This window comes from Micromonospora sp. CNZ285, from assembly GCF_004637285.1.
Window position 1 is genome coordinate 200360 of sequence record NZ_SPQD01000001.1, and the last position, 12077, is coordinate 212436.

Below are 12077 nucleotides of genomic sequence, written 5' to 3' on the forward strand. Positions count from 1 at the left end.
GGTTGCCTAAAGCCTTCCATCGCCCTACGCTGATGCCTGCGTCCGTTCGGGAACCGGGCGGCGGCTACCGGGCTCAGTCGCCACCACCTCGTCACCGTCACCGCACCCCCGCTCGGGCACGGGGGAGACCTTCCCCTGAGGACAGCCATGAAGAAACTGCTCTCCGTCGCGGGCGCCGCCCTGCTGACGGCCCTCGCCGCCGTCTTCGCCCTCGGGCAGCCGGCCCACGCCGCCACCGGGTTCTCCGTCTCCAACGGGCGGCTCTACGACGCCAACGGCGTCGAGTTCGTGATGCGCGGCGTCAACCACGCGCACACCTGGTACCCGCAGCAGACCAGCTCCTTCGCCGACATCAAGGCGCTCGGCGCGAACACCGTCCGGGTGGTCCTGTCCAGCGGCGACCGCTGGACGAAGAACAGCGCCGCCGACGTGGCGAACGTGATCTCGCTGTGCAAGGCCAACCGGCTGATCTGTGTGCTGGAGGTGCACGACACCACCGGGTACGGCGAGGAGGGCGCCGCCGCCTCGCTTGCGAAGGCCACCGACTACTGGCTGAGTATCGCCGACGTGCTCACGGGCCAGGAGAAGTACGTCATCGTCAACATCGGCAACGAGCCGTTCGGCAACCAGGGCTACAGCGCCTGGACCACCGACACCTCGAACGCGATCAAGCGGCTGCGCGCCGCCGGCCTGACCCACACGATCATGGTGGACGCGCCGAACTGGGGCCAGGACTGGACGTTCACCATGCGCGACAACGCCGGCACCGTGTTCGCCGCCGACGCGCAGCGCAACACCGTCTTCTCCATCCACATGTACGGCGTGTTCGACACCGCCGCCGAGATCAGCGACTACCTGGGCCGGTTCCGTACCGCCGGGCTGCCGATCGTGGTCGGCGAGTTCGGCTTCAACCACTCCGACGGCAACCCCGACGAGGACGCCATCATGGCGTACGCCCAGGCCAACGGCATCGGCTACCTCGGCTGGTCGTGGAGCGGCAACGGCGGCGGCGTGGAGTACCTGGACATGACCACCGCGTTCAACCCGGCCCAGCTCACCAGCTGGGGTCAGCGGATCTTCAACGGCGCCAACGGCATCGCCGCCACGTCCCGCGAGGCGTCGGTGTACGCCGGCAGCACCCCGACCGCCAGCCCGACGGTCAGCCCCACCGTCAGCCCGACGACCAGCCCGACGGTCAGCCCGACCCCGCCGCCGCCCACCACGCCCCCGCCGTCCGGTGGCTGCACCGCCACCTACACCGTGGGCAACTCGTGGCAGGGCGGCTTCCAGGGCGAGGTCAAGGTGACCGCCGGAGCCGCCGCGATCACCGGCTGGACGGTGCGCTGGACGTTCGCCAACGGCCAGTCCGTCACCCAGGCGTGGAACGCGAGCGTCAGCAACAGCGGGTCGGCGTACACCGCCCGCAACGTCGACTACAACGGCCGCCTCGGCGCCGGCGCGAGCACCACGTTCGGCTTCATCGGCACCTGGCAGGGCACTAATTCCACCCCCGCCGTAACCTGCACCCCCGCCTGACCCGTACCCCCTAGTGGCGTGATCAAGGAGTTCGTGTCCCGATCGGACCTCGACGGTGACACGAACTCCTTGATCAACGGGGTGAGACGGGATGGGCGGGTGGGCGGTGGGCGGTGGGTGCGGCGCGGCCCTGTTCGCCGCAGTGGCCGTGGCCCTGCGGGACACCGTCCGTCGCGCCGCCGCCTGAGGGCGGCCGGACCGCTGATTGGCGCCGGGAGGAACGCGGCCGGAAGTTGGTAACTCAGGGTGTTGCGCTCTCTGCTTAGCGTGAGGGAAGTCGTACTCCTTGAAGGGCGGGGACATGTGGGAAACGATTCTGGGCTTCGTCAGTCTGCTGCTGGTCGCGGTGTCGTTGTGCTTCTCCGCGGTGCAGACGCGGGAGGTGGCGAAGCAGAGCCGCATCAACAACGGCATCGGCTCGGCCACCGCGCTGATGGAAGTGAACAATCTGTCTCGCGCCTGGCACGACCGTCTGTTGGAGAATCCGCCGCTTCGCGCATACTTCTTCGACCGGAAGCCCTCCGCGCCGACCGACACCGACCGGTCCGTCGTGATCACCCTCGCGGAGCTACTCGCGGACGTGCTGGAGTGCGAGCTGCAGGTGGCCGGGCTGCTGCCCGACTTCCGATTCGCCCACTCCTGGCACCGGTGGCCCGCGCACATGCTGGAGCAGAGCCCCGTCCTGGTCGAGGTGGTGGAGAGCCACCCCGACTGGTGGCCCACGCTCCACGAGCTGTGGCGCTCGACCGGCGAGTCCGGCCCGGCCGCCGTGACCCATCCATTGGTCGGTGGGGTTGCGGCCACCTCGACCCGCGTCCCGCGGCGGCGCCGGTGACCCACGAACGTCCCGGGCGCGTAGGCGCCCGCGGTTGAACGGACCGGTCACCGCTGCCGGCGTCTCTCAGTCAACGACGGTGACCTCCACGAGGAGGGCCTGTTCGGGGTGCAGGGCGGGGAGCTGAACGCCGACCGTGCCCAGCACCGAACCGCTCACCGTGATCCCGTCGCCCGGCCAGGCCAGCCAGCCCGGCGGGGACAGCTCCAGTAGCGCCGGTTCCGGCACCCCGGCGGGCGGGCGGACCCGGTAGCGCCGCCGCGGGTCCAGCCCCGGCAGCCGTACCGGACCCGGCACCTGCGCCGCGGAGGTGGCGACCCGGCTGATCGCGTACACCGCATGGGAGTTGTCGTGGGCGACCACGCCGTGGGCCTGCACGGCCGGGTCCGGGTGGTCCACCCGGACCACCCGGCCGGTGTGCAGCAGCGGGCGCAGCCGCTTGTGCAGCGCCACCCAGGCGGCGAGTTCGGCCCGCTCGCCGGCGTCGATCGCGCTGATGTCCCACTCGATGCCGTGGTGGCCGAACAGCGCGGTGACCGCGCGGAAGCTCAGGTCATGTACGCGGTGCGTGGTGTGCGAGCGTTCCGGGCCGATGTGCGTGCCGATCAGTTCCGGCGGCAGCAGCAGGCCGGTCCAGCGCTGGATGGACAGCCGTTCCAGCGCGTCGTTGCAGTCGCTGGCCCACACCCGGTCGGTGCGGCGCAGGATCTCCAGGTCGACCCGGGCGCCACCGGAGGAGCAGCTCTCGATCTCGACGTCCGGGTGCCGGGCGCGCAGCTCGTCCAGCAGCCGGTAGACCGCGAGGGTCTGCGCGTGCACACCCGGCCGTCCGGCGTGCCCGGCCTCGGTGAGGTCGCGGTTGTGGTCCCACTTCAGGTACGCGAGCCCGTCGTGCTCGCTCAGCACCGCGTCGAGCCGTTCGAGCAGGTACGCGTACGCGTCCGGGTGGGCCAGGTCGAGCACCTGCTGGTGCCGCCACGGTCGCGGCAGCCGGCCCGGCGCCTGGAGCACCCAGTCGGGGTGGGCGCGGAACAGGTCGGAGTCGGGGTTGACCATCTCCGGTTCCACCCAGAGCCCGAACTGCATGCCGTGCCCGCGTACGTGGTCGATCAGCGGCTGCAACCCGTCCGGCCAGACCTCGCCGTCGACCCACCAGTCACCGAGCCCGGCCTGGTCGTGCCGCCGGCCGCGGAACCAGCCGTCGTCCAGCACGAAGCGTTCCACCCCGACCTCGGCGGCCCGGTCGGCGAGCGCCCGCAGCCGGTCCAGGTCGTGGTCGAAGTAGACCGCCTCCCACACGTTCAGCGTCACCGGCCGCGGCGTGCGCGGGTGCGACGGGCGGGCCCGCAGGTGCGTGTGCAGCGCGTCGCTGAGCCCGTCCAGCCCGTCGGCCGAGTGGGCCGCGTAGAGCAGGGGAGTCGCGTACTCGTCGCCCGGCCCGAGCACGATCTCGCCGGGTGCGAGCAGCTCACCGCCGCCGAGCGTGGACTCACCTGTGGGGCGGCGTTCGGCGGCGGTGACGTGGTCGCCGCTCCACGCGGTGTGCACCGCCCACACCTCGCCGTGCCGGAAGCCGAACCCGGACGTGCCGGCGACCAGCAGCAATGTGGCGTCGTGGCCGGTACGGCCGTGCCGTCCCTCGCGTACCCAGGCGCCCATCGGCCACGGGTGCCGCTGCGGCGCGCGTTCCCGGCACCAGCGGCCGGTCAGGTCGAGCAGTTCGGTGGCGACCGCCGGCACCGGCAGCACCGGCGTCAGCTCCCGCACCTCGTACCGGCCGACGCCATCGTTGCGCAGCCGGTGCCGCAGCGTCAGCACGCCCGCCGCGTCCAGCGTGATCTCGACGGTCAGGCTCAGCCCCACGCCCGGGTCCGCCGTCCGCACCGTCACCCGCGCGGCACCGGCCCCGTCGTGGTTCCGCTCCTCATCGGATACGCGCACCGCCTCCCTGCCGGAGGCCACGCCGCCCGGAGCGGGCGTGCCGGACGAGCCGTCGTGCGGGGACGGCTCGTCGTGCACGTCGAGGTCGATCAGGCGGAACGCGGTGGACCAGTCCCGGCCGTCGCGGTGACCGGCGAGACCGGGCCGCCCGCTCCACCCGGCGCTCGCCTCGGGCAGCAGCGACAGCACTGTGGGCGTGTCGAAGCTGCTCGGCACGACGGGTGGCACGGTGGCGTCGACGAGCGCGGGCAGATCCCCGTCGGGCAGTGGGCCGAGGTCGGCGCCCCAGTGCACGACCCGGGGCAGCCCCGGGCCGCGGGCGTCGAGCACCAGGCTGGTCCGCGCGCGGCGCAGGTGGACGATCGTCATCCCTTGGAGGCTCCCAGCGTCAGACCCCGGACGAACTGCTTCTGGAGCAGGAAGAAGATCACCAGGGTGGGGATCGCGACCAGCACCGAACCGGCCGAGACCAGGTTGTTGTCGGTGAAGAACTCGCCGCGCAGGTTGTTCAGCGAACTGGTGACCGGGAACTTGTCGCCGGTCCGCATGAGCACCGTGGCCCAGAAGAACTCGTTGTAGATCCAGGTCACCTCCAGCGTCGCGAGGGCGGCGAGCGCCGGGCGGCACAGCGGCATCGTCACCTGCCAGTACTGCCGCCACACGTTCGCCCCGTCGACCATCGCGGCCTCGTACAGCTCGTGCGGCAGCGCCTTCATGTAGTTGCTGAGCACGAACACGCAGAAGCCGCACTGGAACGCGACGTTGACCAGGATCAGCCCCCAGTAGCTGTCGTACAGCAGCTCCGAGTCGCTCATCCAGGCCGGCAGCGGGATCTCGGTGAACATCCGGAACAGCGGGATGAGCAGGGCCTGCTGCGGCAGCAGGTTCGCCGCGGTGAACAGGCCGAGCAGCGCAATGTTGAGCTTCCAGCTGAACCGGGCGATCACGAACGCCACGCAGGAGGCGAGGAACAGCGTGAGCAGCACCGCCGGGACGGTGATGTACGCCGAGTTGAGGAAGTGCTTGCCGAACTCGGCGGTACGCCAGGCGGTGACGTAGTTGTCGATAGTCCAGCCGCCGAGCGACACGTAGCCGTTGGCGGCCGTGTACTCGTAGGAGCGGAACGACGTGAGCACCGCCCAGAGGATGGGGAACAGCCAGCCCACGGCGACCGTACCCAGGAACAGGTGCAGGACGACCCGGGCGGGCCGCACGGGGCGGCGGCGGCCGGCGGAGACGGCGGTCATCGCTTGTCCTCCCGCATCACGGTCCAGAGGTAGATGGTGATGAAGACCAGCGAGACGGCCAGCATGATGGTCGCCAGCGCGGAGCCGAAGCCGATCCGGCTGGCCTCGCCCACCACGTTCTGGGTGACCAGCGCGGAGATCAGTTCCAGCCCGTTGCGGCCCTTGTTGATGACCCAGACCAGGTCGAACGCGCGCAGCGACTCGATCACCGTCACCACCAGCACGATGATGTTGATGGGGCGCATCACCGGGAAGACGACCCGGAAGAACGTGCTCGTCTCCGAGGAGCCGTCGACCGCGGCGGCCTCGCGCAACGACGGGTCGACGCCCTTGAGGCCGGCCAGGTAGAGCAGCATGATGTAGCCGACGTGCCGCCAGCCGGCCGCCACCAGGACGGCCCAGATGTTGACGTCCGGGTCGCCGTACCAGTCGGTGTCGCCGCCGAACACGCCGTTGAGCAGCCCCTGGTCGCGGCTGTAGATGAGCTGCCAGACGAAGCCGATGAGCGCCAGCGACAGCACCACAGGCAGGTAGAGCGCCGTCTGGTAGAAACGGCTGCCGCGCAGTTCCTTGTCCAGCAGTACGGCGAGGAACATGCCGAACGGGGTGGCCACCACGAACAGGGCGGCCAGCCAGAGCAGGTTGTTCTGTACGGCGGGGACGAACGGCGGGTAGATGTTCACCACGTCGTCGTAGTTCTTGGCCCCGACCCACTCGATCTCGCTGATCGGGCCGATGCCGTCCCAGTTCGTGCCGGAGAGCAGCACGGTCGCCACCGCGGGCAGCCAGACCAGCCCGGTGACGAGCAACAGGGGTACCAGCACCATCAGCGTGATCACCACGCGGTCGGTGCGGGACAGGAGCCGTAGCCGGCGGCCGCGACCACGCTTGGTGGTGGTCGCGGCCGGCGGCGGCACGGCGCGATCCGCTTGGATCAGGGGCAGGTCGGACATGATGTCCTTCCCCCTTCCGCCGTCAGCTGGTGAAGATCGACTTCTTCTGGTTCTCGATGCTGGTGAGCAGCCCGCTGATGTCCTTCGGGTCCTTGATGAACTGCTGCAGCGCCGGGATCATCACGGTGGAGGCGAAGTCCGGCCGGGTGTCCCGGTCGAGGAACTGGGCGATCTCGGTGGCGGAGCCGACCAGCTCGGCGGCCTTCTTCTGCAGCGCCGTGTAGGCGCCGGTGTCCGCGCCGCTGTTGGCGACAAGCGTGCTCGGGTCGTTCTTGACGGTGATGTCCGCGGCCTCCTTCGAGCCCAGGTACGTCAGCAGCTTCTGCGCGGCGTCCTTGGACTTCGGCTTGCGGGCCATCATGTAGCCGTCGATCGGGGCGTCCAGCGCCTTCGCGCCGATCGTGGAGTCGATCTCGGGGAACGTGAAGAAGTCCAGGTCCTCCAGGTCGGCGCCGCTGAACTGCTGGCCGACGAACAGGCCGAGCAGGTACATGCCGCTCTTCTTCTGCTGCAGCGACTGCGCGGCCTCCTGCCAGGTGCGGCCGAGCGAGTCCGGCTGGTGCAGGGGGAGCAGCCCGGCCCAGGTGTCGAAGACCTTCTTCACCTTGTCGGAGGTCCACGCCTCCTTGCCGGCCATCAGGTCGATGTGGAACTGGTAGCCGTTGATCCGCAGGTTGAGGATGTCGAACGTGCCCATCGCCGGCCAGCCGTCCTTGTCGGCGAACGCGATCGGGTTCAGGCCGTCCTTCTTCATCCGCGCGCCGAGCGTGTTGAGGTCGTCCAGCGTCTTCGGCACCTCGTAGCCGCGCTGCTGCCACACCGACTTGCGGTAGAAGACGGCCCACGGGTAGTACGACGCCGGTACGAAGTACTGCTTGCCGTCGTCGCCTGTGGACGCCTTCTTGAACGCGTCGGAGTAGCCGTCGAGCTTGCCCCACACGTCGCTGAGGTCACCGGCCAGGCCCTTGGCGGCGAAGAAGCGCATCCGGTAGCCGGCGAACCAGGTGAACACGTCGTCCGGCTTGCCCTGCAGGTAGTTGTTGATGTTCTCCTGGAACGTGTTGTGGTCGACCGTGTTGATGTCGACGGTCACGCCGGAGGACGTCTTGAAGCCGTCCATCACCTTCGCGACGACGTCCTTGGGCTTCGGGTCGGACTGGTTCGAGCCGAGCGAGACGCTCTTGGCGTCGCCGCCGGACCCGGAGTCGGAGTCGCCGCAGCCGGCGAGCAGTCCGGTGCCGAGCAGCGTCCCCGCGCCGGCCGCGCCGGCGAGCAGCGAGCGCCGGTTCAGGCCGGCGACGGACGGGGGTACGAGCCGGGCGAGGTATTCGGCTTGCGAGCGGGGACGGGACATGGTGCCTCCTGCGTGGAAGAGGTGCGCTGCGCTCATGGACCGTGATCGTTGGCGGTGAGCGGTGTTCGTGTCGGCAGTGGCAGATCCACCGAGAATCCACATGTCCGAACACAAACAGCCGGTGGCGCTTGAAGCTACCCCTTGGCGCGGCGCTGTCAAGAGGGCAAAAAGACGACGCTGTTGGCGGCAAGGCAGGGCAAAGAGCTGGTAAACGTTGGAACTTCAGTCGATGTTGGAAAGTGTTGACTTGGGTGCTGTTCGGGGGCACCCTCTGCTGTCATGCGGAACTGGCACGGCGAGGGCATCTGGTACGGCGCCGACTACAACCCGGAGCAGTGGCCCGAGCAGACGTGGGCCGAGGACGTCGACCTCATGCGACGCGCCGGGGTCAACCTGGTCTCGGTCGGCATCTTCTCCTGGGCCCTGATCGAACCCACCCCCGGCCGGTACGTCTTCGACTGGCTGGACCGGGCGATCGACCTGCTGCACGACGGCGGCATCAGCGTCGACCTGGCCACCGCCACCGCCAGCCCGCCACCGTGGCTGGCGCACCGGCACCCGGAGACGCTGCCCCGCCTGGCCGACGGCACGGTGCTCTGGCCCGGCGGCCGGCAGGCGTACTGCCCCAGCTCGCCGGTGTTCCGGGACCACTCGCTCGCCCTGGTCGAGGCCGTCGCCCGCCGCTACGCGCGACACCCCGCCGTGGTGCTCTGGCACGTCTCCAACGAACTCGGCTGCCACAACGTGCACTGCTACTGCGACGTCAGCGCCGAGGCGTTCCGCGGCTGGCTGCGCGAGCGCTACGGCGACCTGGACTCGCTCAACGCCGCCTGGGGCACCGCCTTCTGGAGCCAGCGCTACCACGACTGGGCCGAGATCAACCCGCCGCGTACCGCGCCGACGTTCGCCAACCCGACCCAGCAGCTGGACTTCCTGCGGTTCTCCTCCGACGAGCAGCGCGCCCAGCTGCGCGCCGAGAGGGAGCTGCTGAACCGGCTCGTCCCGCAGCCGGTCACCACGAACTTCATGATCGGCACCGGCATCAAGTACCTGGACTACCACTCCTGGGCCTCCGACGTGGACGTGGTAGCCAACGACCACTACCTCACCGCCGCCGACCCGCAGCCGCAGGTCAACCTGGCGCTGGCCGCCGACCACACCCGGGGCGTCGCCGGCGGTGCGCCGTGGCTGCTGATGGAGCACTCCACCAGTGCCGTCAACTGGCAGCCCCGCAACGTGGCGAAGACGCCCGGCCAGATGCGCCGCAACAGCCTCGCCCACGTCGCGCGCGGCGCCGACGGGGTGCTGTTCTTCCAGTGGCGGGCCTCCCGGGCCGGCGCGGAGAAGTTCCACTCCGCGCTGGTCCCGCACGCCGGGCCGGACACCAAGGTGTTCCGCGAGGTCTGCCGGCTCGGCGCCGACCTGCGCGCGCTCGCCGAGGTACGCGGCAGCCGCGTCGAGGCCGACGTGGCGATCCTGTTCGACTACGAGGCCTGGTGGGGCGCCGAACTCGACTCCCATCCGAGCGTCGACGTCACCTACACCGACCGGCTGTCCGCGCTGCACGCCGCGCTCTGGCGGGCCGGGGTCACCGCCGACGTGGTGCACCCGTCGGCCGACCTGTCCCGCTACCGGCTCGTCGTGGTGCCCACGCTCTACCTCGTCCGCGACGCCGACGCCGACGCGCTGCGCCGGTTCGTGGAGGCGGGCGGCACGGCCGTGGTCACCTACTTCAGCGGCATCGTCGACGAGCACGACCACATCCGGCTCGGCGGCTATCCCGGCGCGTTCCGCGACCTGCTCGGCGTACGCGTCGAGGAGTTCTTCCCGCTGCGGGAGGGCGAGACGGTACGCCTCGACGACGGCGCCCGCGCCGACGTGTGGACCGAGTGGCTGCACGCCGAGGGCGCGGACGTGCTGGCCGCGTACACCGACGGGCCCCTGCCCGGCGCGCCGGCGCTGACTCGGCGCGCAGTGGGCGCGGGCGCGGCCTGGTATGTCGGCACCCGGCTCGACGACGACGCCACCGACCGGCTGGTGGCCCGGTTGCTCGACGAGACGGGTGTCCGTCCGCCGGTGGGCGCGCCGCCCGGGGTGGAGGTGGTCCGCCGCCGCTCGGCGGACCGGAGCTGGCTGTTCGTGGTCAACCACACCACCGAGCCGGCCCGGCTGGCGGTCACCGGCACCGAGTTGCTCGGCGGCGTCCGGTGCGACGGCGAGCTCGAGGTGCCGGCGGGTGAGGTGGCGGTGGTCCGCGAGGAGCCCGCGCCGGTGCCCGCGACCGCCTGACCGGTACCCTGCCGTTCGCGCCGAGGAGGTCCCCCATGCTCGCCCAGCAACGGCAGAGCGCCATCCTGGAGTTGATCCGCCAGAGCGGCGGCGTCCGGGTCAGTCACCTGGTCAGCCGCTTCGGAGTGTCCGACATGACGATCCGTCGCGACCTGGAGGTGCTGGCCGAACGCGGCCTGATCGACAAGGTGCACGGCGGCGCGACGCTCGCCGGACCCGGTTCCACCGAGGAGCCCGGCTTCGCCGCCAAGTCGGTACGCCAGCAGGCCGAGAAACGCGCCATCGTGGAGCGGGCCGCCGGCCTGGTCGAACCCGGGATGGCGGTGGCGCTGTCCGCCGGCACCACCACCGCCGCGCTGGCCGCCCGGCTGGCCGAGGTACGCGGGCTGACGGTGGTCACCAACTCGATCCCGGTGGCCGACGCGCTCTACCAGAACCCCCGCGCCGACCAGACGGTGGTGCTGACCGGCGGCATCCGTACCCCGTCGGACGCGCTGACCGGCCCGGTCGCCGAGGCGGCCATCGCCGCCCTCAACGTGGACCTGCTGTTCCTGGGCGTGCACGGGATGAGCCCGCGTACCGGGTTCACCACGCCCAACCTGCTGGAGGCGGCGGTGAACCGGCGGCTCATCGGGTCCGCGCGCCGGCTGGTGGTGCTGGCCGATCACACCAAGTGGGAGACCATCGGCATCGCCACCATCGCGCCGCTGGAGGAGGCCGACGTGCTGATCACCGACGGCGGCCTGCCGCCGGAGGCCCGCCGGCAGCTCGGCGAGCAGGTCGGCGAGCTGGTGGTGGTACGCGCCGACTGAGCCCGCCACCTGCCTCACAGCCACTTCTCAGCCCCGCCGTCTAGGGTGCCGTGACGAGTGCCCGACGGTCCATGTCGGAGCGCAGTCGCACGGGAGTGACCGATGGTCTTCAAGAAGATGTTGAGCGCGTTCGGCGTGGGTGGCCCGAGCGTCGACACGGTGCTCAGCAACCCGAACACCCGCCCGGGCCTGGCCCTGGACGGGCACGTGAACCTGGTCGGCGGTGAGGCACCGGCCCGGATCGAGCAGATCACCATCGGTCTGGTGACCCAGGTCGAGATCGAGAGCGGCGACCACGAGTTCGCGGGCGTGATGGAGTTCCACCGGATGCCGGTCAGCGGCGCCTTCGAGCTGGCCCCGAAGCAGCAGCTCTCCATCCCGTTCCAGATGCCGGTGCCGTGGGAGACCCCGATCACCGACGTGTACGGCCAGCGCCTGCACGGCATGACGATGGGCCTGCGCACCGAACTGGCGGTGGCCCGCGCCGTCGACAAGTCGGACCTGGACCAGGTGTCGGTGCACCCGCTGCCGGTCCACGAGCGGATCCTCGACGCGTTCCAGGCGCTGGGCTTCCGGTTCAAGCACGCCGACCTGGAGCGCGGCCACATCTACGGCGTACCGCAGACGCTGCCGTTCTACCAGGAGATCGAGTTCTTCGCCGCGCCGCAGTACGCGCAGACGGTCACCGAGGTCGAGCTGACGTTCGTGACCAGCGAGCGGGGCGTCGAGGTGATCCTGGAGTGCGACAAGCGCGGCGGCTTCCTCAGCCCCGGGCACGACGTCATCGGCCGCTACTCGGTCCCGCACAGCGACGCCTCCCGCACCGACTGGGTGCAGGTCGTCGACGGCTGGCTGCGGGAGACCACCGGCCGTTACGGCAGCATGCGGGCGCAGGGCTTCGGCATGCCGCACGGCGGCCACGGCTACCCGGGTCACCACGGCTACGCCGGCCACGGGCGGCGCGGCCCGGGCATGGGCGGCGTGGTCGCGGGCGCCGCGCTGGGTGTCGCCGGCGGCATGATCGCCGGGGAGATGCTCGACGAGGCGTTCGACGGCGGCGACGACTTCGGGGACTTCGGCGAGGAGTGAGCAGACGCGACGACGCCCCCG

The 12077-nt window shown here is 70.7% G+C and carries 9 protein-coding genes; 5 read left to right on the forward strand and 4 right to left on the reverse strand.

Going from position 1 to position 12077, the window contains the following annotated elements:
• Positions 1-147: 147 nt before the first annotated feature.
• Complete coding sequence (locus CLT75_RS00940; protein ID WP_135239038.1) at positions 148-1536, forward strand: cellulase family glycosylhydrolase; 1389 nt, start codon at positions 148-150, stop codon at positions 1534-1536.
• 301 nt (positions 1537-1837) lie between these two features.
• A complete protein-coding gene (locus CLT75_RS00945) occupies positions 1838-2371 on the forward strand; it encodes a hypothetical protein (protein ID WP_135239039.1) in 534 nt (177 codons plus the stop codon).
• A 66-nt stretch (positions 2372-2437) separates the two neighbouring features.
• Here the strand turns inward: CLT75_RS00945 and CLT75_RS00950 are convergent, their stop codons facing one another.
• The 4 genes from CLT75_RS00950 to CLT75_RS00965 are packed head-to-tail and all read right to left on the reverse strand — an operon-like array spanning position 2438 to position 7866.
• Positions 2438-4681, reverse strand: a complete 2244-nt coding sequence (locus CLT75_RS00950; protein ID WP_135239040.1) for an alpha-galactosidase — start codon at positions 4679-4681, stop codon at positions 2438-2440.
• The gene (locus tag CLT75_RS00955) at positions 4678-5559 is read right to left on the reverse strand and encodes a carbohydrate ABC transporter permease (protein ID WP_047894230.1); all 882 of its coding nucleotides are present in this window, start codon (positions 5557-5559) and stop codon (positions 4678-4680) included. Before CLT75_RS00955 ends, CLT75_RS00950 begins: the two co-directional genes overlap by 4 nt.
• Positions 5556-6512, reverse strand: coding sequence for a carbohydrate ABC transporter permease (locus CLT75_RS00960; RefSeq protein ID WP_135239041.1), 957 nt, complete (start codon positions 6510-6512; stop codon positions 5556-5558). Before CLT75_RS00960 ends, CLT75_RS00955 begins: the two co-directional genes overlap by 4 nt.
• Positions 6513-6534: 22 nt before the next feature.
• Positions 6535-7866: an ABC transporter substrate-binding protein gene (locus CLT75_RS00965; protein WP_135239042.1), complete on the reverse strand. Its 1332-nt coding sequence runs from the start codon at positions 7864-7866 to the stop codon at positions 6535-6537.
• A 279-nt stretch (positions 7867-8145) separates the two neighbouring features.
• On the opposite strand from CLT75_RS00965, the gene CLT75_RS00970 reads away from it, so the two are divergent.
• The 3 genes from CLT75_RS00970 (at position 8146) to CLT75_RS00980 (ending at position 12056) form a co-directional block, all read left to right on the forward strand.
• Entirely contained in the window at positions 8146-10155 is a 2010-nt protein-coding gene (locus tag CLT75_RS00970; RefSeq protein WP_135239043.1) for a beta-galactosidase, read from the forward strand.
• Positions 10156-10190: 35 nt separating this feature from the next.
• The gene (locus CLT75_RS00975; protein ID WP_135239044.1) at positions 10191-10967 is read left to right on the forward strand and encodes a DeoR/GlpR family DNA-binding transcription regulator; all 777 of its coding nucleotides are present in this window, start codon (positions 10191-10193) and stop codon (positions 10965-10967) included.
• Between the two features lie 102 nt (positions 10968-11069).
• The gene (locus CLT75_RS00980; RefSeq protein WP_135239045.1) at positions 11070-12056 is read left to right on the forward strand and encodes a sporulation protein; all 987 of its coding nucleotides are present in this window, start codon (positions 11070-11072) and stop codon (positions 12054-12056) included.
• The last annotated feature ends 21 nt before the right edge of the window (positions 12057-12077 follow it).